The following is a 21,082-nucleotide window of genomic DNA, read 5'->3' on the forward strand; positions in this document are numbered from 1 at the left end:
CGGAGCGCCCGCGTGCGGCTCCCACCACGGAAAGGACCGCACCCGTGGCGCACAACCTCCAGATCACCGCTGCCTCGCCCGACCCGGCGCTGCTCGACCTCCCGTGGGACGTCCCGCTCGAGCAGTGGCCCTCGTCGGTCCTCGCGGCGCTCCCCCGCGGTATCTCGCGGCACATCGTGCGCTTCGTCAAGATGTCCGGCGGCGTGATCGCCGTCAAGGAGATCGGCGAGTCCGTCGCCTACCGCGAGTACGAGCTGCTGCGGCAGCTGAGCCGCATCAGCGTGCCGAGCGTCGAGCCCGTCGGGGTCATCACCGGTCGCCAGGACGCGAACGGTGAACGGCTCGAGGCCGTGCTCATCACCAAGCACCTGCAGTTCTCGCTGCCCTACCGCTCGCTCTTCAGCCAGACCCTGCGCCCCGACACCGCGACGCGTCTCATCGACGCCCTCGCCGTGCTCCTCGTGCGTCTGCACCTCATCGGCTTCTACTGGGGCGACGTGTCGCTGTCCAACACGCTGTTCCGCCGCGACGCCGAGACCTTCGCCGCGTACCTCGTGGACGCCGAGACCGGCGACCTGCACCCCCAGCTGACCGACGGCCAGCGCAACTACGACGTCGACCTCGCACGGACGAACATCATCGGCGAGCTCATGGACCTCGCCGCCGGCGACTTCCTCGACGAGGACGTCGACACCATCGCGATCGGCGACGCCCTGGTCGACCGCTACAACGAGCTGTGGAGCGCGCTCACCGACGAGGAGTCCTTCGACTCCGAGGACCGCTGGCGCGTGGCTGCCCGGATCGAGCGCCTCAACCACCTGGGCTTCGACGTCGGCGAGCTCGAGATCACGACAGACATCGACGGCACGAGCGTGCAGATCCAGCCGAAGGTGGTCGACGCCGGTCACCACTCACGCCGTCTGCTGCGCCTGACAGGGCTCGACGTCCAGGAGAACCAGGCCCGGCGCCTGCTCAACGACCTCGACTCCTACAGGGCCGCGACCGACCGCCAGAACGACGAAGAAGAGTTCGTCGCGCACGACTGGCTGTCAGGGGTCTTCGAGCCGACCGTCCGCGCCGTACCGCGCGACCAGCGCCGCAAGCTCGAGCCCGCCCAGCTGTTCCACGAGGTCCTCGACCACCGCTGGTTCATCTCCGAGAAGCAGGGCCGGGACGTCCCGCTCTCCGAGGCCGTCGCCAGCTACGTGGACAACGTCCTGCGCGACCGCCCCGACGAGATGGCGATCCTCGGCCTCCCCCCAGAGTCCGCAGACCAGCAGGAGTAGCAGGGCCCCTCAGCGAGCCCAGCACGAGAGAGGCCGACCCCGGGACCGCGCGGTCCTGGGGTCGGCCTCTCTCGTGCTGTCTGTGGTCGTCAGGCCTCGGCGCGGACCTTCGCGACCTCGTAGAGGGCGATGCCCGCCGCGACGCCGGCGTTGAGGGACTCGACAGCCGAGGCGATCGGGATCGACGCGATCGCGTCGCAGGTCTCGCGGACCAGGCGCGAGAGGCCCTTGCCCTCGGAGCCGACGACCAGGACGATCGGGTCGACCGAGAAGGCGAGGTCTCCGACCGACACCTCCCCGCCCCCGTCGAGACCGACGATGAAGCAGCCCGCCGACTTGTACTCGAGCAGCGTGCGCGTGAGGTTCGTGGCACGGGCCACGGGCACGCGGGCCGCGGCACCGGCCGAGACCTTCCACGCCGAGGCTGTGACACCTGCGGAGCGACGCTCGGGCACCAGCACGCCGTGGGCGCCGAAGGCACCCGCCGAGCGCAGGACCGCGCCGAGGTTACGGGGGTCCGTGACACCGTCGAGGGCGACGATCAGCGCAGGCTGGTCGAGCTCGGCGGCGGCGTCGAGGAGGTCCTCGGGGTCGCGGTACTCGTAGGGCGGGACCTGGATGGCGACACCCTGGTGCACGGAGTCGTCGGTCAGCCTGTCGAGCTCGGGCTTGGTCACCTCGAGGAGGTTGTAACCGCGGCCTGAGGCGATCTGCAGGATCTCGCGGGTGCGGTCGTCAGCCTCGAGGCGCGTGCCGATGTACACCGTCGTGACGGGGATGCGGGCACGGAGCGCCTCGAGGACGGCGTTGCGCCCCGAGACCATCTCGTGGGTAGCCGAACCCGACTTCTTCGGGCCCTTGCCACGTCCGGTCGGACGGCTGCCGCCGCTCGGGCGGCCGTTCGAGCGCGGAGCCGTGCCCGTCGCGCCAGCGCGCTCGGCACCAGCCTTGCGCTTCGCCGCCACGTGGTACGGACGCTCTTCGGCCTTGGGGGTCGGGCCGCGGCCCTCGAGGGCCTGCCGTCCCCATCCGCCCGAACCTGTCTTCGCGCCCTTCTTCGAACCGGGCTTGCGCACCGCTCCGCGGCGCTGTGAGTTGCCTGCCATCAGTCCTGGTCCTCCGTAGTCGTGGCCGCGAGTGTCCATCGCGCGCCGAGAGTCGAGTCCTCGACGACGATCCCGGCCCGCGCGAGGCGGTCCCGGATGGCGTCCGAGGTGGCGAAGTCCTTGGCCGCGCGCGCCTGCGCACGTGCCTCGAGCTCGCAGGTGACGAGCGCGTCGAGCGCCGTCGCTGAGCTGTTCGTGGTCGACGAGGTCGACCATGCGTCCGGGTCGAGGCCGAGCACGTCGAGCATCGAGCGCACGAGCACCAGCTCGGTGCGGGCTGCCGTGTCGTCGCCCCCGGCCAGCGCTGTGTTGCCGGCCTTGAGGTGCTCGTGCACGACCGCGAGGGCCGCCGAGACGTTGAGGTCGTCGTCCATCGCCGTGACGAAGGCCGACGGCAGATCGGCTGCCACGACCTCGTCGACGGTCACCGTACCGACCCGCTCGGACGCCCTGTCGACAAATCCCACGAAGCGGTCCCACGTGGTGTCCGCGTCGGCGACGGTCTCCGCCGTCCACTCGAGCATCGACCTGTAGTGCACGCCCGCGAGCGCGAAACGCAGCACGGCCGCACGGGTCCGGCCGAGCACCTCGGTGACGAGCAGCCCGTTGCCGAGCGACTTGCTCATCTTCGCCCCGCCCTGGGTGACCCAGGCCGAGTGCATCCACAGCCGTGCGAAGTCGTACCCGGCCGCGCGCGACTGGGCCTGCTCGTTCTCGTGGTGCGGGAAGCGCAGGTCGAGCCCGCCCCCGTGGATGTCGAAGGTGTCACCCAGGTAGCGCTGCGCCATGGCCGAGCACTCGAGGTGCCAGCCGGGGCGCCCACGGCCGAAGGGCGTGGGCCACGACGCCGTCGTGGGCTCACCGGGCTTGGCAGCCTTCCACAGCGCGAAGTCGCGCGGGTCCTTCTTCACCCCCGCGTCGACCTCTTCGGTCGCCGGGGTGAGGTCTTCGAGGCGCTGGTTGGTCAGGGAGCCGTAGGGCTCCCAGGAGCGGACGTCGAAGTACACGTCGCCCTCGCCCGCCTGGTAGGCGTGCCCGGCGGCGACGAGTCGCTCCATGAGCGCGACCATGTCGGTCACGTGGCCGGTGGCCCGCGGCTCGTAGGTCGGCGGGAGGTTGCCGAGAGCGTCATAGGCGTGCGTGAAGGCGCGCTCGTGCGTCGCGGCCCACGCCCACCAGGGCTCGCCGGCTGCGGCGGACTTGGCGAGGATCTTGTCGTCGATGTCGGTGACGTTGCGGACCAGGGTCACCCGGTGGCCCGTGCGTCCGAGCCAGCGGGCGAGCACGTCGAAGGCGACGGCCGAGCGCATGTGCCCGATGTGCGGCATCCCCTGGACCGTCGCCCCGCAGACGTACACGCCGACCTCACCCTCGACGAGGGGGACGAAGTCGCGCACGTCACGCGTAGCGGTGTCATACAGGCGGAGGCTCACAGGCCCCAGGCTACCGGGGCGGGAACGCTAGCGTGGCATCGCCGCACCTGGACGGCGGTGTCCACCCTCCAAGACGCCGGCTCGGGGCGGTCGTCGGCGGGCTCAGCCGTGGTTCCGGCCCTCGCCGCGGTACGTCGGCACGGTCTCGACGACGGCGTCCCCGCGGACGAGGTGCACCTGGTCGAAGCGTTCGAGAGCCTCCCCGGCCTTGGCGTGCCGCAACCACACGCGGTCGCCGATCGCGGGGACCCGGACCCCGCGGGCGACCTCGAGAGGTGTCTGCACCTCGCCCGCCCCCTCTCGCGCGGTGAGCCTCAGCCCGCGACCGACCGGTCGCGGCTGGCGGACGACCGACGGCGGCCCGGAGGCGACGTACCCGCCGCCGAAGGCCGTCACGACACGCGGCGAGGGGTGTCGCACGACGTCGAGACCGAAGAAGGCGGAGGGCTCGACGCCGAGCGCCCTGTACCCGTCGAACAGACCTGGCGCGTAGAGCCCCGAGCCGGCGGCCACCTCGGTGACGACAGGGTCCGCCGCGGAGGTCTCGATCGATCCCGTACCCCCGGAGTTCACCAGCTCGAGCGTCCCGACGTGCCGCTCGACTGCCGCGAGGACGGCAGGCCGGCGCCTGTCGAGGTCCCGCACAGAGAGCCGCTTCACCAGCCGGACGGCTGGGCTCGTGTCCGGCAGACCGGCGACCTGCGCCTCGTAGAACATCAGCCCGACCAGCCGGAGGCCTGACGTCGCCGCGACCCGCGCGGCGAAGGCCGCGGCCTCCTCGGGGGTGTGCACGGGCGAGCGCCGGACCCCGAGGTGGACCTGCGCCCAGCGCCTGGGTCCGACCCTCAACGAGGCGTCGACGTCGAGGCACAGCCGGACCGGGGTGTCCGGGCCCCCTGCGGCGCGCCAGGCCGCGCCGACGCGGTCGAGGTGCGCCGGGTCGTCGACCACGAGCGTGATGCGCGCGAGCGCCTCGGGTGACCTGCAGAGCTCGGTGAGGGCGACCGGGTCGACGCAGGGGTAGGCGACGAGCACGTCGGTCGCCGCGGCGGGCATGGTCTCGACGAGCCACAGCGCCTCGCGGAGCGAGTAGGCCATGAGCCCTGCGAAGCCCGGGACCGCGAGCGCGCGCTCGACCAGGGCACGGGCACGGACGGACTTGGTGGCCAGGCGCACCGGGGTCCCGGGCGCCCTGGCGACCAGCGCGGCGGCGTTGCGGTCGAAGATGTCGAGGTCGACGACGGCGAGAGGAGCGGGCAGCCCGGCGGTCGCGGCGTCGAGCCGCGCGACGAGCTGCCCGCCGGTCAGGACGGGTCCTCGACGAAGAGTGCCAGGGACCGCACGAGCAGCTCGAGCTGGGCTGCGGCCGCGTCGTCGTCGCCGTCGATCATCCACGAGGTCGTGAGGCCGTCGAGGAAGGTCGCCACGAAGCGCGCGACCTCGGCGACCGGACGGTCCCACGTGACGCCGTCCCTCTCGGCGAACTCGGTGAGGACCTGCGCGGCGAGGTCCCGCTGGTCCTCCTGCTGGCCGGCGGCGAGCGGACGCAGTGCCGTGCGCCGCAGCGCGAGGACCAAGATCTCGAAGCTCACCAGCTGGAGCTCGCGGTCGGAGGTCAGCCGGTCCCAGAACCCGTGGGCGACCGCGAGGGCCCGGTCCTCGAAGCTCTTGCCCGCGGGGACTGCCGTGAGGTCGACGTCGTCGACGGGGACGTTGAGCCGGGTCACCGCTGTGCTCACGGCACGCAGCAGGTCGGCGTGGTCGTCGAAGCTCTCGCGGGCGGTGTCCCACGACATCCCGGCGACGTCCGCCGCGGCGCGCAGGGTGAGGTGCTCGATCCCACGGTCGGTGGCGAGCTGGACGGCGGCGTCGACGATGCGCCCGCGCCGTTCCTCGAGTGACCAACCCATCGCGCCGCGCTCCTCTTCTGCTGGTCCGTCGTGCGTCGTCCTCGGCGCGCTCGCCGTGAGACGTCAGACCATCATGGTGCACCATCTGGATGCTTGACCATGGTCTGCACGGGCTCCATAGTGCTCAGCATGAGGATCCCGCCTGGCAGGCGTCCCGCTCTCTGGACGACGTGGGGCGGCACTGCGCAGTGCCGGCCGCGGGCCGTCGTCGTGCCACGCTCGACCGACGAGCTCCGCGAGGCCCTCGCCGGCGCCGCCGAGCGCGGCGAGGGGTTGCGGGTCGTGGGCAGCGGCCACTCCTTCACGGGCGCCGCGACCACGTCGGGGACGATGGTCGACCTCGCCCGGCTCGACCGACGGTCGGTCCGGGCGGCCGACGGGCACGACCACGAGCAGGTCGAGCGTGTGCTCCCGCTCGGGAACGGTCGAGCGCTCGTCACCGTGCGCGCCGGCATGCGGCTGGGCGCGCTCAACCTGGCCCTCGCCCGGCGGGGCCTGGCCCTCGAGAACCTCGGGGACATCGACCGGCAGACTGTCGCGGGCGCCCTCGGGACTGGGACGCACGGGACAGGCGTCAGGTTCACCGGCCTGGCGGCACGGGTCCAGGGTGTGCGCGTCATGACGGCGGCAGGTGAGGTCCTCGAGGCGAGCCCTGAGTCCTCCCCAGACCTCTTCGAGGCCGCACGCCTAGGCCTCGGCGCGGTCGGGGTGGTGCTGGCCGTGACGATCCTGGCCGTCCCGGCCTTCTGGCTGGTCGCCCGCGAGGAGCCCTGCCCCCTCGACGAGGTGCTCGAGCGCCTCGACGGCCCCGGGAACCTCGTCGACGCGCACGACCACATGGAGATGTACTGGTTCCCGCACACCCGCAGGGCCCTGACCAAGCGCAACGACAGGCTGGGCGGGCCCGCAGGGGCTGGCGCCGATCTCCTGTGGGACGGCGGCTCGGGCGTCAGTGCGCCGTCGTCGTCGTCAGCTCACGGCGTGACCGGGCAGATCGCCCGGCTAGCCCGAGACACGTGGGCCTCGGGTCGACGGTGGGTCGACGACGAGCTGCTCTCCAACGGGGTGTTCTGGCTGACGAACGAGATCGCCACGGCCGCGCCCCGGCTCACGCCGCAGATCAACGCGGTCGCCTCACGAGCTCTCGCCCCCCGCACCTACGCGGCGGCGTCGCACGAGGTCTTCGTGTCACGGCGTCGGGTGCGCTTCGCGGAGATGGAGTACGCGCTCCCGAGGGCCGACGTGGTCGAGGTGCTCCGGGAGGTCGACAGGTGGATCACGGTCTCGGGCGTGCACGTGCCGTTCCCCGTGGAGGTGAGGTTCACCGCGGCCGACGACGTCTGGCTGTCGACGGCCTACGGTCGCGAGTCGGCCTACGTCGCTGTGCACCAGTACGCCCGGATGCCGCGCGACAGGTACTTCGAGGGCGTCGAGCAGATCTTCCGCGCCGCAGGAGGGCGCCCGCACTGGGGCAAGCTGCACTCCCTGCGCAGGGACGACCTCGTCGGGCTCTACCCGCGCCTCGAGGACTTCTGCGCGGTGCGCGACGCCTACGACCCCGGTCGGCTCTTCGCCAACGCCTACACGACACGTCTCTTCGGCTGAGCTCGCAGCGGTGCGTAGCGGCTCGCGGCTGTGCGCGACGGCTGGGGGCGGCTCGCGGCTGGGCGCGACGGCTCGCGGCGGTATCGAGCGTCCGGCTGGCCTCAGCCACCCGTCCGTCTGACCTCAGCCGCGCGCGGCAGCCTCGAGGTCCGGCAGCGAGATCTTGTCCATCGCCATGAGCGCCTCCATGACTCTCGTCGCGGCGGCTGGGTCGGCCTGCTGCATGACCTCGCCGAGCCGCTCGGGCACGATCTGCCACGAGAAGCCGAACTTGTCCTTGAGCCAGCCGCAGCGGCCCGGGGCGCCGCCGTCTGCGGTGAGCGCCTCCCAGAGCCTGTCGACCTCGTCCTGGGTCTCGGCCTGCACGACCAGGGACGTGGCGTCGGAGAAGGGGATGTCCTGACCGCCGTTGAGGGCGCGGACCACCGAGCCGTCGATCTCGACGGTGACGACGAGCGCTGTGCCCTCGGGCAGGGGCGCTCCGGGCCCGTAGCGCGACACCTCGAGGATGCTGGAGCGCTCGAACACGGAGACGTAGAACTCGGCGGCCTGCTCTGCCTGGTCGCCGAACCACAGGCACGGGAAGATCTTCTGCACGGCTGGCTCCTGGTGCGCGTCGTCGGGCGGGTGCCACCCAGCGTAGACCTGGCGCTGCGCGCAGGACAGACCCCGGGGCGGTCAGCCCTCGTGGACGACGAGGGCTGTCGCGAGCGCCGCGACGCCCTCTCCGCGTCCGGTGAGCCCGAGACCGTCGGTCGTCGTGGCGGTGACCGTCACGGTCGCTCCGGCGGCCTCGCTGAGCACCCGCTCTGCCTCCGCACGGCGGGCACCGAGGCGGGGCCGGTTCCCGACGAGCTGGACCGCGACGTTCCCGATCCGGAACCCTGCGGCACGAGCACGCCCTGCGGCCTCCGCGAGGAGGGCTGCGCCGCTCGCCCCGGCCCACTCGGGGGCGCTCGTGCCGAAGTTGGACCCGAGGTCGCCGAGGCCTGTCGCGGAGAAGATCGCGTCGGCCGCCGCGTGGGCGACCACGTCCGCGTCGGAGTGCCCGGCGAGCCCGTTCTCCCCCGGCCAGTGCAGACCGGCGACCCACAGCTCGCGCCCGTCGGCGGGGTCGGCGAAGGCGTGCACGTCGGTGCCCGTGCCGATGCGTGGGAGGGGGACGGGCTGGTCGCTGGTCATCGGTCTGCTGCTCCGGTCGTCGGACGGGGTGGTCACGCGCCGGTCGTCGGCACGGCGGTCGTGGGCTGGCTCGTGACCGGGCTCCCGGTGTCAGCCGCGTCTGCGCCGGCGACAGTCTCCGCGAGCAGCAGCCCGGCGACGGCGAGGTCGTAGGTGGTCGTGATCTTCAGCGCTTCGGCCTCACCCGGCACCACGTGGACGGCCTCGCCGAGAGCCTCGACGAGCGAGGAGTCGTCGGTCGCAGCCGTCGACTCGTCCTGCGCGCGGTCAGCGCCGGCCGCGTGGGCCCGCAGCAACAATTCCCACGCGAAGCCCTGGGGGGTCTGGACGGCCCGGAGCACCGACCTGTCCACGGTCCCGGTGACGCGTTCAGGCCCGTCGGCCGACACCGCGACCGACTTGATCGTGTCGGTCACGGGCAGTCCAGGCACCACAGCACCCGCGCCCTCACGGACAGCCGCGACAACTCGTGAGACGAGCGCCGCCGAGGCGAGCGGTCGCGCTGCGTCGTGCACGAGCACCACGTCGTAGGGGGCCGCGGGGTCCATGGTGCGGGCGAGCTCGGCGAGGCCGGCGGCGACCGAGGCCTGCCTGCTCGGTCCGCCCTCGACCACCCGCCACGGGACGGTGATGCCCGGGGTGGCGGAGAGCGCCTCGCTCACCGCGGCGTGGTGCGCCGCAGGCGCTGTCACGACGATCTGGGTGATCTGACCTGAGGCGGACAGACGACTGGCGGCGTGCCCCACGAGGGTGCACGCCGCCAGCTCTGCCAGTGCCTTGGGGCACCCGAGACCGAGACGGGCGCCGGAGCCGGCCGCGGTGAGGACCGCGACGGCCGACGGTGTCATGGGACGGGTTCCAGGGTGGTCGACGCGGTCCGTCAGGACGCGAGGACCTCGTCGAGGATGGCCTCGGCCTTCTCCTCTTCGGTGTGCTCGGCGAGAGCGAGCTCAGACACGAGGATCTGGCGGGCCCGGGCCAGCATGCGCTTCTCGCCTGCGGAGAGGCCACGGTCGGCGTCACGACGGGAGAGGTCGCGGACGACCTCGGCCACCTTGATGACGTCGCCCGAGGCGATCTTCTCGACGTTGGCCTTGTACCGGCGAGACCAGTTCGTGGGCTCTTCGGTGTACGGGGCACGGAGGACCTCGAACACGCGGTCGAGACCTTCCTGGCCCACCACGTCACGGACGCCGACGAGGTCGACGTTCTCAGCGGGGACCTCGATGGTCAGGTCCCCCTGCGCTACCTTGAGCTTCAGGTAGAGCTTGTCCTCGCCGCGGATGGTGCGAGTCTTGATCTCTTCAATCAGAGCGGCACCGTGGTGCGGGTAGACAACGGTCTCCCCAACTGTGAACGTCATCTGTGGCAGTCCCCTTTCGCGGATATCCATCTTACCACGGCAGAACGTTGAAATTCCGCGCCCGTCGCGAGGTCCCCTGAACGCGGAGCCGGTCCTCGACCTGGGCAGCGGTCCGCACGAGCACCCCGCGCAGCCCGGTCGCCGCGTGGTCGCCGCGTGGTCGCCGCGCGGTCGGCGCACGCCACCGGCCGCGCGCCAGGAGGCACCCGTCGACCCCGCGAGACGACGTCGCAGCGCGAGACGTCAGATCTGTGGCACGGACCATAGGCCCTTGACTTCCTGGGGATCGGCAGACGAACTAGGCTTGCGGCAGACTGCCGGCGTGCTCGCGCGCCAGGCGCGCTGTCCGCACACCGACACAGGAGTACGAGTGATCCGTCAGACCAAGAAGTCCCGCGCAGCACTGGCCGCCGGCGTCGTCGGCCTCGGGCTCGTGCTGTCCGCGTGCTCCCCCGTGACCACGGACAAGCCGTACGCCGCCTCGGACGGCGTCCGGGCCGTCGCCGGGACCATGACTGTCGAGAACCTCATGCTCGTGACCGAGGGCGAGGGCGAGCCGGGCCGGCTGCTGGGCGGCGCCACGAACTCGAGCGCCGAGCCGGGAGAGCTGCTCCTCGCGACCGCCGACGGTACGGCGTCGCTCGGCGTGCCGATCGACGGCCGCGACACCGTGAACTTCTTCGCTGACGGCACCGCGACCTTCTTCGAGGCCGTCCCCGTCGCCCCGGGCTCGAACCTGCCCATGACGATCACCGACCCGAGCGGTGTCATGACCTCGGTCGCCGTCCCCGTCCTCGACGGCACGCTGCCGGAGTACCGCGACGTGATCTCCTCGATCCCCTCCCCCCAGATGCCCTGAGGTCTCCCGACCACCAGCAGCAGACAGCAGCGCGACGGCTCAGAGGAGCGGCTCGCAGCACGCAGAAGGGCACCGACCACGTGGTCGGCGCCCTTCTGCGTGCTGCACGCTGCCCGCCCTGCACGAGGCACGGACCACGCCCTGGTCCCGTGCAGCTCACGCGGGGCCAGAGCCTGGTCCCGCCGCCCTGCGCTCTCCCCCCGAAGAGCGCCTGGCAGCGGGACCAGGAGCGACGATCACCCGAAGCGGCCCGAGATGTAGTCCTCGGTGGCCTGCTGCGTCGGCGAGGAGAACATCGTCGAGGTGTCGTCCATCTCGATGAGCTTGCCGGGCTTGCCCGTACCGGCGATGTTGAAGAACGCCGTCCGGTCGCTCACGCGCGCGGCCTGCTGCATGTTGTGGGTGACCACGACGATCGTGTAGTCGTCCTTGAGCTCGGCCATGAGGTCTTCGATGGCGAGCGTCGAGATCGGGTCGAGGGCCGAGCAGGGCTCGTCCATGAGCAGGACGTCAGGCTTGACCGCGATCGCCCGGGCGATGCAGAGACGCTGCTGCTGACCACCGGAGAGCGAGGAGCCCGGACGGGCGAGACGGTCCTTGACCTCTTTCCAGAGGTTCGCCTTGCTCAACGACTGCTCGACGAGGTCCTCGGCGTCGGACTTCGAGATCCGCTTGTTGTTGAGCTTGACGCCGGCCAGCACGTTCTCGGCGATCGACATCGTCGGGAAGGGGTTCGGGCGCTGGAAGACCATGCCCACCTGGCGTCGGACCTCGACGGGGTCGACGTCGGCGGCGTAGAGGTTCTGCCCGTCCATGACGGCCTTGCCCTTGACGCGCGCCCCCGGGATCACCTCGTGCATGCGGTTGAGCGTCCGCAGGAAGGTCGACTTGCCACAGCCTGAGGGGCCGATGAGCGCCGTGACCGACCTGGCCTCGATCGTCATCGACACGTCCTCGACCGCGAGGAAGTCCCCGTAGTAGACGTTGAGGTCGTTGACCTCGATGCGCTTGGACATGTGGTGCCTTTCTGTGCGGACTCCCGAGAGGGCAGTCTCAGCGAGAAGCCTTCGGGGAGAAGAAGCGGCTGATCAGGCGTGCGAGCACGTTGAGCAGCATGACGATGAGGATCAGGGTGAGCGCTGCGGCCCAGGCGCGGTCGACCCCGACACCGCCCTGCGAGTACTGGTTGTACGCGAAGACGGGAAGCGTGGTCATGCGACCGTCGAACAGGTCCCAGTTCACCTGGGTGATGATGCCGACAGTGAGCAGCAGGGGCGCCGTCTCACCGATGACGCGTGCCACAGCCAGCATGACACCCGTGACGATCCCGGCGATAGCCGTGCGGAGCACGACCTTGACGATGGTCAGCCACTTGGGCACACCGAGCGCGTACGACGCCTCGCGCAGCTCGTTCGGGACCAGGCGCAGCATCTCCTCGACCGAGCGGATGACCACGGGGGTCATGAGCAGCGAGAGCGCCGCAGCACCCATGATCCCGGCGCGGTAGGCCGGGCCGAAGACCTGCGTGAACAGCGCGAAGGCGAAGAGCCCTGCGACGATCGACGGGATGCCCGTCATGACGTCGACGAGGAAGGTGATGCCCTTGGCGAGCGGCCCGCGCCCGTACTCGACGAGGTAGACGGCCGTGAGGATGCCGACCGGGACGGAGATCACCGCGGCCGCCGTCGTGATGAGCACGGTGCCCACGATCGCGTGGTAGACACCGCCCTCGGTCATGTCTCCGAAGACGCCGAGCATGTTCGTGTTGAGGAAGGTGAAGGAGAAGAGCGTCGAGCCCTTCTGCAGCACGGTCCACAGCAGCGACACCAGCGGGATGAGCGCGACGCCGAAGGCGAAGGTCACCAGGGTGGTCGCGACACGGTCGGCGGCCCAGCGCGGGCCCTCGACGATGCGGGAGACCATGCTGATCGACACCGCGTAGAGCACCGCGGCGAGCGCGACGACCGAGGCGACCGTCGGGGTCCCCAGGACGAGCACCACGAGGAAGGACACGACGACCGAGCCGCCGGCGACGGCCCACGGGACCCAGGACGCGAGGCGGGATCGTCGACGTCCGGCGTCGAGGGCTCCGGGCCGCGGACCCTCGGGCAGCGGGGCGGGGGTCGAGATCAGGGGGGCGGTGGTCATCAGTTGGCTCCTGAGAACTCGCTGCGGCGAGAGATGATCCAGCGGGCGAGCATGTTGACCGCGAGGGTGATGACGAACAGCGCCAGACCCGTCGCGATGAGTGCGTTGACCGACAGGCCCGAGGCCTCCGGGAACTTCGAGGCGATGTTCGCGGCGATCGACTGGTGCTGACCCGGCTTGAGCAGGTGGAAGGAGTACAGGAAACCGGGCGACAGGATCATCAGCACGGCCATCGTCTCGCCGAGCGCGCGGCCCAGACCGAGCATCGAGGCGCTGATGAGGCCGGAGCGGCCGAAGGGCAGGACGGCCATGCGGACCATCTCCCAGCGGGTCGCGCCGAGCGCCAGGGCGGCCTCCTCGTGCAGGCGGGGCGTCTGGAGGAAGACCTCGCGGGCGACCGCGGTGATGATCGGCAAGATCATGACTGCCAGCACCACCGACGCCGTGAGGATGTTCTTGGCGGGCGGCTGGTAGCCGGCGAAGAGCGGGATGAAGCCGAGGAAGTCCGTCATCCACCGGAACACCGGGTCGAGCACGGGCGCGAGCCACAGCGCGCCCCACAGGCCGTAGACGACCGAGGGGATCGCGGCGAGCAGGTCGATCACGTAGCCGAGCCCCTGCGCCAGGCGGCGAGGGGCGTAGTGCGAGATGAACAGCGCGATGCCGAGGGCGAGCGGGACGGCGATACCGAGGGCGAGCACCGAGGCGAGGAGCGTGCCGAAGATCAGCGGCCCCGTGTACCCGAGGATCGAGTCGGAGTTGAACCACGAGATCTTCTGGAGCTCTTCGGGCGACGCGGTGAGTGCGGGCCAGGCGCGGATCACCAGGAACGCGGCGACGGCCGCGAGGGTCACCAAGATGGTGACGCCTGCCGCTGTCGACAGGAACTGGAACAGCCGACCTGCGAACCCACCCCTGTTCTGCTTCACGGCGGGCTCTTCCTCAGGGGACTTCTTGGTCGGTGCGGGGCTCAGAACGGCCACGGGATCTCCGTCAGCTGGTGGGGCCGTGGGCCCCGGTGGTCGGTGCAGGGTGTCGCTGTCTCATGCCAGCCCCGTCAGGGGCCCTGTGCGCTCAGACCTCCTGAGCGCACCGTGGCCGCGTCCGGTTCGCACCGGACGCGGCCTGTGGGTCAGCGCTGGTCAGCCGGCGACGGTGATCGTGTCGACTGCTGCCAGGACCTCTTCGCGGAGGGTGTCCGAGATCGGGGCCGAGCCCGCGACGCTCGGGTCAGCGGCGACAGCCTGACCCTCTTCGCTCGCGATGTAGTTGAAGAAGGCACGCACGTTCGCGGCGTCCGACTCGTTGTCGTACTGCGAGCAGGCGACCGAGTACGAGATGAGGACGAGCGGGTAGGCGCCGGCCTCGGTGGTGGTGCGGTCGAGCTCGACGACCAGACGGTTGTCGGTCGCGTCCTCGGCACGCGGCGAGGCGTCGACGACCTTGGCCGCAGCCTCGGGCGAGAACGGCACGTACTCTTCGCCGACCTTGAGGGCGACGGTCCCGAGGTCTCCGGCCTGCGAGGCGTCGGCGTAGCCGATCGCACCCTCGGCACCGGTGACGGTGTCGATGAGGCCCGAGGTCTTGGAGCCGGACTGCGTGCCCGAGATGGGCCAGTCGCCGCTCGGCTCGTAGGTCCAGGCACCCTCAGACGCCGCCGAGAGGTACTCGGTGAAGTTCTCGGTGGTGCCCGACTCGTCGTTGCGGTTGACCGGGATGATCGCCGTGTCCGGGAGCTCGACGCCCTCGTTCTCGGCCGCGATCGCGGGGTCGTTCCACGAGGTGATGGTGCCGTTGAAGATGTTCGCGATGGTCTTGGCGGACATCTGGATGTTGTCGGTGTCGACGCCCGGGAGGTTGTAGACGACCGCGATGGGGCTGATGTACAGCGGGAGCTCGATGGCCTCGCCGCCGAAGCAGCGCTCCTGCGCGGAGGTGACCTCTTCGGGCTTGAGAGCGGCGTCCGAGCCGGCGAAGAGCACGCCGCCGGAGAGGAACTGCTCGCGGCCACCGCCCGAGCCGACGGCGTCGTAGCTGACAGCCACGTCCGGTGCGGTCTGCGTGAAGGTGGCCATCCAGCCACCCATGGCCTTCTCCTGCGAGCTCGCGCCCGCTCCGGCGAGGTTGCCGGAGAGGTCCGTCGCGGCGTCGGAGGAGGCACCGTCACCGGCGGAGCCGGTCGCGGCGGGCGTCGTGGCGTCGGCGCCGCAGGCGGCGAGGGTCGCGGCGAGCGCCCCGGCCAGCACGACGGCGGCGAGGTTGCGGTTGTTCACACGCTTCACTGTCTTACCCATCCTCAAAGTCTGTGGTCTGCAGTCTGTTCTGCTGACGAGACAGACGCTAAGGACCGAGGATGACGCGAGGAGGGTGCCCGGGTGAACGGGAGGTGAACAGTGCGACCACACTCGCCCCGTCTGCGACGCGTCGTAGCGGTCAGTCGTCGACGAGCTTGTAGCCCAGGCCCCGGACGGTCTGGAGGAGCTCGGGCGAGGCCGGGTCGACCTCGATCTTGGCGCGCAGACGCTTGACGTGCACGTCGAGGGTCTTGGTGTCCCCCACGTAGTCCGAGCCCCAGACCCTGTCGATGAGCTGACCCCGGGTGAGCACCCGCCCCGCGTTGCGCAGCAAGAACTCGAGGAGGTCGAACTCCTTGAGCGGGAGGGAGACGAGCTCGCCGCGCACGGTGACGACGTGGCGGTCGACGTCCATCTGGACCGGACCAGCACCGAAGAGCTCCGGGGAGTCCTCGTCCTCGACGGTCGAGGCAGGCTGCCTGCGGCGCAGGACCGCGCGCACCCGGGCGAGGAGCTCGCGGAAGGAGTACGGCTTGGTCACGTAGTCGTCGGCCCCGAGCTCGAGTCCCACGACCTTGTCGATCTCACCGTCCTTGGCGGTCAGCATGATCACCGGGACGTCGCCGCGCTGACGGAGCTCGCGGCACACCTCGGTGCCCGAGAGCCCGGGCAGCATGAGGTCGAGCAGCACGAGGTCCGCGCCGCCGTCGTCGTAGGCGGCGAGGGCCGCCGTGCCGTCGGCGACCGCCACGACGTCGTAGCCCTCGCGGGTCAGCTGGTACGTGAGCGGCTCGCGGTAGGACTCTTCGTCCTCGACCACCAGGATGCGGGTCACGCATCCACCTCCTTGTCCGGGGTGCCGGCGTCGCCGGCCGTCGACGTCTCGGCAGTCGCCGGGACGTGTGCCGCGGGGATCCGCAGCGTGAAGGTCGAGCCCCGGCCCGGTTCGGACCAGATGCTCACGTCTCCGCCGTGGTCGGCGGCGACGTGCTTGACGATGCTCAGGCCGAGGCCTGTGCCGCCGGTGTCGCGGGAGCGTGCGGGGTCGACCCTGTAGAAGCGCTCGAAGACCCGGCTCTGCTCAGCCTCGGAGATGCCGATCCCCTGGTCGACGACGGCGATCTCGACGAGCCCGTCGTGGGAGGACACCCCGATGCCGACGCGCGTCCCGGCGTCCGAGTAGGCCACGGCGTTGTCGAGGAGGTTGCGGACTGCGGTGACGAGCAGCGCGTGGTCCCCGTAGACGGTCAGGCCGGTGTCCTCGCCGACGGTGAGGGTGACCTCCTTCGCCTGCGCGACGACCCGGGACCTGTCGGCCGACTCGCGCACGACGTCGTCGACGCAGATCACCCCGACCTCCTGGAGCGCACCGGCGACCTGCAGCCTGGACAGCTCGATGATCTCGTGGACGAGCGCACCGAGGCGCATGGACTCCTTCTGCATGCGCCCGGCGAAGTGCCTGACGGCGTCGGGGTCGTCTGCGGCGTCCTGCATGGTCTCGGCGAGGAGCGCGATCGCACCGACAGGGGTCTTGAGCTCGTGCGAGACGTTGACCGTGAAGTCACGGCGGATCGCCTCGATGCGGCGCGCCTCGGTGCGGTCCTCCGCGAGGACGACGACGTGGTTGCTGTCGAGGTTGGCGACCCGGACCTGGAGCATGACGCGTCCTCGGCCGATCGGGCCGCGCGGCAGCTCGAGCTCGTCGTCGGCGATCACCCCGTCCCGACGGACCGAGGCGATCATGTCGCGGATCGCGGCGTGCACGATCGCGTCGTCCCGGACGACCCCGAGCGCGTAGGCCGGGGCGCTCGCCCGGACGACCCTGTCGTCGGGGCCGAGCACGATCGCGGCAGAGCGCAGCACGGCGAGCACCCGGACCACCCCGGCATCCAGCTCACCCGGCTCTTGCTCCGGCACGGTGCGCTGCTGGTGCTCGCTGAAGCGGAACGCGAGCGCAGCGATCAGCCCGGTCAGCAGACCGAGCAGCCCTACGACGACGACCTCGTACCCATCCACGTGCTCAGGGTACGGTCAGGTCGCGGGGTTCTCGGTGCGCCGCGTCGGCACGGAGGGCTAGATCCTGCGGTTCGCGAGCCGGCGCGTCACGCAGTGTTCATCTTGCGGCTCCGGCGCGTTCACCCGTCGGACCCCGCGGCCACACCTGGGCTTGGGACCGTGGTCCATCACACCACGAGAGGGACGACATGCGTGAGATCTTCGAAGCCGAGCTCCAGCAGATCGGTGACGACCTGGCCGACATGAGCCGGCTGGTCGAGTCAGCGATCAGCAGGGCTGGGGTCGCGCTCCTCACTGCCGACCTGCAGCTGGCGCAGTCGGTCATCGCCGACGACCGCCGGATCGACCAGCTCGAGCGAGACCTGGACGAGCGCTGCGTGCTGCTCCTTGCCCAGCAGCAGCCCGTCGCGACCGACCTGCGGGTCGTCGTGTCCGCGCTGCGCATGAGCGCGTCGCTCGAGCGGATGGGCGACCTCGCACGGCACATCGCGCAGGTGGCCCGCGGACGCTTCCCGCAGCACGCGATGTCGCCGCTGGTCGAGGGCACCTTCGCAGCGATGCAGGACGCCGCGACCCGCGTCGCCCGCCGCACCACGACGCTGCTCACCACGCGCGACCTCGAGGTCGCGAGCAACATCCAGCGTGACGACGACCTGCTCGACCAGCTGCACCAGGACACGTTCCAGTCGCTGTTCTCCGACTCGTGGGACGGCACCACGCAGGAGACCGTCGACGTCACGCTCGTCGGCCGCTACTACGAGCGCTTCGGCGACCACGGTGTCTCTGTCGCGCGCCGCGTGGTGTACCTCGTCACCGGTGACTTCGCCGAGGAACGCGGACGCCCGGCGACAGCGTCCTGACCCGCGGGCTGGGTCGAGCTGCGCTGATCGTCCTGCGCTGAGCCGACCGAGCTGCGCTGATCGTCCTGCGCGCTGACGGACACGCTCAGGCGCGGCCGTCGACACAGACAGGTGTGGGCGCCTTCCCCGCGGGGAAGGCGCCCACACCTGTCTGTGCGTCCGGGGCCGGTCCGTGGACCGGCCCCGGAGGGCGTGCTCGAGGGTCAGCGGCCCTGGCCTGCTGGAAGGTCAGCGACCCTGGCCTGCTCGAGGGTCAGCGACCCTGGTTGGCGACCGCGGCGACAGCAGCGGCTGCGGCGTCGGGGTCGAGGTACGTGCCGCCCTTGACGGTCGGCACGAAGTTCTCGTCCAGCTCGTAGACGAGCGGGATGCCGGTCGGGATGTTGAGGCCGGCGATGTCCTCGTCCGAGATGCCGTCGAGGTGCTTGACGATCGCGCGGAGCGAGTTGCCGTGCGCGGCGACCAGGACGGTCTTGCCGGCGCGGAGGTCGCTCACGACCTCGCCGTCCCAGTACGGGAGGGCGCGCTCGAGGACGTCCTTGAGGCACTCGGTCGCGACGACGGGGGCGTCGGCGTAGCGGGGGTCGGTGTCCTGCGAGAACTCAGAGCCGAGCTCGATCGCGGGCGGCGGGACGTCGAAGGAGCGGCGCCACAGCATGAACTGCTCTTCGCCGAACTCGGCGAGCGTCTGCTTCTTGTCCTTGCCCTGGAGCGCACCGTAGTGGCGCTCGTTGAGGCGCCAGCTGCGCTTGACCGGGATCCAGTGACGGTCGGCGGCGTCGAGCGCAAGGTTCGCGGTCGTGATCGCGCGGCGCAGCAGGGAGGTGTGCACGACGTCGGGGAGGATCCCGGCGTCGGTGAGCATCTTGCCGCCGCGCTTGGCCTCGGCGACGCCCTTCTCGGACAGGTTCACGTCCACCCAGCCGGTGAACAGGTTCTTCGCGTTCCACTCGCTCTCGCCGTGGCGGAGCAGCACAAGGGTGTATGTCATGAGTCCATCCTGCCGCATCTCGGCGACAGGTGCTCGGGCCCTTCGGCCCGTGGACGTCAGGCCCTGCGCGACTGCTCGTAGACCTTGATGGTCTGCTCGGCGGTCGTCTCCCAGCTGAAGCCTGCCGCCACCTCGACCGCTCCGCGCGACAGCGCAGCGAGCCGCTCCGGGTCCCGCAGGAGGTCGCGCAGGACCGCCGCCCACAGGTGCGGGTCGTGGTCGGGCACCAGCACACCGGACCGTCCGTCCTGGACAGCAGTCCGCAGCCCGCCCACGTCGGCGGCCACGACAGGGGTCCCGCAGGCCTGGGCCTCCACGGCGACCAGCCCGAAGGACTCGCTGCGCGAGGGCACGGCGACGAGGTCGGCGCACCGGAACCAGCGGGCCAGCTCAGCCCTGGAGACGGCAGGGTGGAACAGCACGTCCTCGCTCACGCCCACCTGGTAGGCGAGCGCCTCGAGCTCGCGCAGCGCCGTCGGCCGGCCGCTCGCTCCCCCGAGGACGACGAGCAGGGGCAGGTCTTCGCCGTGGTCGGCCATGACACCGAGGGCCCTGACGAGGACGTCGGGCGCCTTGAGCAGCTGGACCCGACCTGCGAAGACCACGACCTTGCGGTCGAGAGGGAGACCGAGCGCGGCACGCTCAGCGGCGGGTGAGGGCCGCGCTCCGTCGCTCCCCGCAGGGCCGTGCGGGCTGAAGGTCTCGAGGTCGACCCCCGGGCTGACCACGTGCACCCGGGTCGGGTCGGCCGCGTAGTGCGACACGAGGTCTTCGGCCTCGGCCGCCGTGTTGGCGACGAGGGCGTCGGCGACCTCGACGACCTGCTCCTCGCCGATCACGCGGCCCGAGGGCTCGGGCTGGTCACCCGGGGCGAGGGCCCCGTTCTTCACGAGGGCCATCGTGTGCATCGAGTGCACGAGAGGGACGTTCCAGCGGTCGGCCGCGAGCATCCCTGCCTGGCCGGACAACCAGTAGTGCGAGTGGACGACGTCGTACCAGCCCTCGGTCCGCGCCGCCTCGGTCCGCAGGACACCCGCGGAGAAGTAGCAGAGCTGCCCGGGGAGGTCGTTCTTGTCGAGCCCTTCGAAGGGCCCGGCCGTGATGTGCCTGACGAGGATCCCCTCACCCACCTCGACGACGGCAGGCTGCGCGGACGAGGTGCGCCGCGTGAAGATCTCGACCTCCGCACCGCTCGCGGCGAGCGCACGGGACAGCTCGGTGACGTAGACGTTCATGCCACCGGCGTCGCCCGTGCCGGGCTGCTCGAGCGGGGAGGTGTGCACGGAGAGCATCGCCACCCGGAGGGTGTCGCTGCTCATGTGCACCTGCGTTCTGCCATCCCACCAGTCTGCCATCGCGCGGGCCGCTCCGCCGCGCCGCTCACGCGAGCGCGCGAGGCCTAAGGTCCCACCTGATCTGACAGCCTGTCCGGGACGATGGAGGCATGGAGAACCAGGCACCGACCCACCCCGCTGCTGACACCCCTGTCGTCTCTGGCGCACCTGTCACCTCGGGCACCCTGGACCCGTTGGCGGCCTTGCGTCTCATGCTCGACGAGACCCCGGCAGACGCCGTCCCCGTGGTCCCGCTCGACGCGGAGGCCTGCGACGCGATCACCGACGACACCCTCGTGTGCTCGTGCAACAACGTCAGCGCTGGTGAGATCCGTGGTGTCGTCTGCGGCGGTGCCTGCTCCAGCCTCGACGACGTCCAGGTCCTCACCCGTGCCGGCGGAGGTTGCGGCTCGTGCCTGCCCACGGTGGCCGGCCTCGTCGAGGTCGCCCTCGCCCGCCGCGGCGGCTGCTGAACCTTCGCGGCGGCTGCTGAACCTTCGCGGCGGCTGCTGAGTCCTTCTCTGCGGGTCTCTGCCTGCTCGAGCGACGGCGCGCACGCAGCTCTGCGCATCGGAACGAGCGCCGGCCCCCACGACCTCGGGTGCCGGCGCGGCTGTCGGTGCCGGTGCGGCTGCCGGTGCCGGTGCCGGTGCCGGTGCCGGTGCCGGTGCCGGTGCCGACCAGAAGACCAGGTG

Annotated in this window: 21 protein-coding genes; 5 read left to right on the top strand and 16 right to left on the bottom strand. The window is 71.1% G+C overall.

Going from position 1 to position 21,082, the window contains the following annotated elements:
* Nucleotides 1–44: 44 nt before the first annotated feature.
* Nucleotides 45–1,286, top strand: a complete 1,242-nt coding sequence (locus SANBI_RS15575) for a DUF4032 domain-containing protein (protein ID WP_056128123.1) — start codon at nt 45–47, stop codon at nt 1,284–1,286.
* 89 nt (nt 1,287–1,375) lie between these two features.
* On the opposite strand, the gene rlmB is transcribed toward SANBI_RS15575, so the two are convergent.
* The 4 genes from rlmB to SANBI_RS15595 all read right to left on the bottom strand — a co-directional run bounded on the left by rlmB (nt 1,376) and on the right by SANBI_RS15595 (nt 5,735).
* Nucleotides 1,376–2,392, bottom strand: a complete 1,017-nt coding sequence (gene rlmB / locus SANBI_RS15580; RefSeq protein ID WP_319156628.1) for a 23S rRNA (guanosine(2251)-2'-O)-methyltransferase RlmB — start codon at nt 2,390–2,392, stop codon at nt 1,376–1,378.
* Nucleotides 2,392–3,825 carry a cysteine--tRNA ligase gene (gene cysS / locus SANBI_RS15585; protein WP_319156630.1) on the bottom strand — a complete coding sequence of 478 codons (1,434 nt, stop codon included), beginning with the start codon at nt 3,823–3,825 and terminating at the stop codon, nt 2,392–2,394. Before cysS ends, rlmB begins: the two co-directional genes overlap by 1 nt.
* 102 nt (nt 3,826–3,927) lie before the next feature.
* Nucleotides 3,928–5,133 carry an alanine racemase gene (locus SANBI_RS15590; protein ID WP_319161337.1) on the bottom strand — a complete coding sequence of 402 codons (1,206 nt, stop codon included), beginning with the start codon at nt 5,131–5,133 and terminating at the stop codon, nt 3,928–3,930.
* Nucleotides 5,130–5,735, bottom strand: coding sequence for a TetR/AcrR family transcriptional regulator (locus SANBI_RS15595; RefSeq protein ID WP_319156632.1), 606 nt, complete (start codon nt 5,733–5,735; stop codon nt 5,130–5,132). The genes SANBI_RS15590 and SANBI_RS15595 overlap by 4 nt, the downstream gene beginning before the upstream one ends.
* A gap of 129 nt (nt 5,736–5,864) precedes the next feature.
* Here SANBI_RS15595 and SANBI_RS15600 point away from each other — a divergent pair, with 129 nt between their 5' ends.
* Nucleotides 5,865–7,340 (top strand): D-arabinono-1,4-lactone oxidase, encoded by a 1,476-nt coding sequence (locus tag SANBI_RS15600; RefSeq protein WP_319156634.1) that lies wholly within the window; start codon nt 5,865–5,867, stop codon nt 7,338–7,340.
* 123 nt (nt 7,341–7,463) lie between these two features.
* Here SANBI_RS15600 and SANBI_RS15605 read toward each other — a convergent pair whose 3' ends face one another.
* The 4 genes from SANBI_RS15605 to SANBI_RS15620 form a co-directional block, all read right to left on the bottom strand.
* Nucleotides 7,464–7,937 (bottom strand): VOC family protein, encoded by a 474-nt coding sequence (locus SANBI_RS15605; RefSeq protein ID WP_319156636.1) that lies wholly within the window; start codon nt 7,935–7,937, stop codon nt 7,464–7,466.
* Between the two features lie 81 nt (nt 7,938–8,018).
* On the bottom strand, nt 8,019–8,522 hold the full coding sequence (gene ispF, locus SANBI_RS15610) for a 2-C-methyl-D-erythritol 2,4-cyclodiphosphate synthase (RefSeq protein WP_319156639.1): 504 nt from the start codon (nt 8,520–8,522) through the stop codon (nt 8,019–8,021).
* A gap of 32 nt (nt 8,523–8,554) precedes the next feature.
* Entirely contained in the window at nt 8,555–9,370 is an 816-nt protein-coding gene (gene ispD, locus SANBI_RS15615; protein WP_319156641.1) for a 2-C-methyl-D-erythritol 4-phosphate cytidylyltransferase, read from the bottom strand.
* Nucleotides 9,371–9,402: 32 nt separating this feature from the next.
* Complete coding sequence (locus tag SANBI_RS15620; protein ID WP_012868146.1) at nt 9,403–9,885, bottom strand: CarD family transcriptional regulator; 483 nt, start codon at nt 9,883–9,885, stop codon at nt 9,403–9,405.
* A 370-nt stretch (nt 9,886–10,255) separates the two neighbouring features.
* Here SANBI_RS15620 and SANBI_RS15625 point away from each other — a divergent pair, with 370 nt between their 5' ends.
* Nucleotides 10,256–10,744 carry a hypothetical protein gene (locus tag SANBI_RS15625; RefSeq protein WP_056128105.1) on the top strand — a complete coding sequence of 163 codons (489 nt, stop codon included), beginning with the start codon at nt 10,256–10,258 and terminating at the stop codon, nt 10,742–10,744.
* Nucleotides 10,745–10,980: 236 nt separating this feature from the next.
* Here the strand turns inward: SANBI_RS15625 and pstB are convergent, their stop codons facing one another.
* From pstB to SANBI_RS15655, 6 genes are all read right to left on the bottom strand, one after another.
* Nucleotides 10,981–11,760, bottom strand: a complete 780-nt coding sequence (gene pstB / locus SANBI_RS15630; protein ID WP_319156645.1) for a phosphate ABC transporter ATP-binding protein PstB — start codon at nt 11,758–11,760, stop codon at nt 10,981–10,983.
* A gap of 37 nt (nt 11,761–11,797) precedes the next feature.
* Nucleotides 11,798–12,892, bottom strand: coding sequence for a phosphate ABC transporter permease PstA (gene pstA / locus SANBI_RS15635; RefSeq protein ID WP_319156647.1), 1,095 nt, complete (start codon nt 12,890–12,892; stop codon nt 11,798–11,800).
* On the bottom strand, nt 12,892–13,875 hold the full coding sequence (gene pstC, locus SANBI_RS15640; RefSeq protein ID WP_319156652.1) for a phosphate ABC transporter permease subunit PstC: 984 nt from the start codon (nt 13,873–13,875) through the stop codon (nt 12,892–12,894). Before pstC ends, pstA begins: the two co-directional genes overlap by 1 nt.
* Before the next feature lie 159 nt (nt 13,876–14,034).
* Entirely contained in the window at nt 14,035–15,186 is a 1,152-nt protein-coding gene (locus SANBI_RS15645; protein ID WP_319156654.1) for a phosphate ABC transporter substrate-binding protein PstS, read from the bottom strand.
* A 139-nt stretch (nt 15,187–15,325) separates the two neighbouring features.
* On the bottom strand, nt 15,326–16,021 hold the full coding sequence (locus SANBI_RS15650; RefSeq protein ID WP_056128092.1) for a response regulator transcription factor: 696 nt from the start codon (nt 16,019–16,021) through the stop codon (nt 15,326–15,328).
* Nucleotides 16,018–17,202, bottom strand: coding sequence for a sensor histidine kinase (locus tag SANBI_RS15655; RefSeq protein ID WP_056128090.1), 1,185 nt, complete (start codon nt 17,200–17,202; stop codon nt 16,018–16,020). The genes SANBI_RS15650 and SANBI_RS15655 overlap by 4 nt, the downstream gene beginning before the upstream one ends.
* A 188-nt stretch (nt 17,203–17,390) precedes the next feature.
* On the opposite strand from SANBI_RS15655, the gene phoU reads away from it, so the two are divergent.
* Nucleotides 17,391–18,062, top strand: a complete 672-nt coding sequence (phoU, locus tag SANBI_RS15660; RefSeq protein WP_056128088.1) for a phosphate signaling complex protein PhoU — start codon at nt 17,391–17,393, stop codon at nt 18,060–18,062.
* Nucleotides 18,063–18,315: 253 nt separating this feature from the next.
* Here phoU and SANBI_RS15665 read toward each other — a convergent pair whose 3' ends face one another.
* Nucleotides 18,316–19,053 carry a phosphoglyceromutase gene (locus tag SANBI_RS15665; protein WP_056128076.1) on the bottom strand — a complete coding sequence of 246 codons (738 nt, stop codon included), beginning with the start codon at nt 19,051–19,053 and terminating at the stop codon, nt 18,316–18,318.
* Between the two features lie 56 nt (nt 19,054–19,109).
* Nucleotides 19,110–20,372 carry a D-inositol-3-phosphate glycosyltransferase gene (gene mshA / locus SANBI_RS15670; protein ID WP_319156660.1) on the bottom strand — a complete coding sequence of 421 codons (1,263 nt, stop codon included), beginning with the start codon at nt 20,370–20,372 and terminating at the stop codon, nt 19,110–19,112.
* A 125-nt stretch (nt 20,373–20,497) separates the two neighbouring features.
* Between mshA and SANBI_RS15675 the strand changes: the two genes are divergently transcribed.
* The gene (locus SANBI_RS15675; protein WP_319156662.1) at nt 20,498–20,860 is read left to right on the top strand and encodes a (2Fe-2S)-binding protein; all 363 of its coding nucleotides are present in this window, start codon (nt 20,498–20,500) and stop codon (nt 20,858–20,860) included.
* Nucleotides 20,861–21,082 lie beyond the last annotated feature (222 nt).

It is taken from the genome of Sanguibacter biliveldensis, assembly GCF_033798665.1.
Taxonomy (GTDB): Bacteria; Actinomycetota; Actinomycetes; order Actinomycetales; family Cellulomonadaceae; genus Sanguibacter; species Sanguibacter inulinus.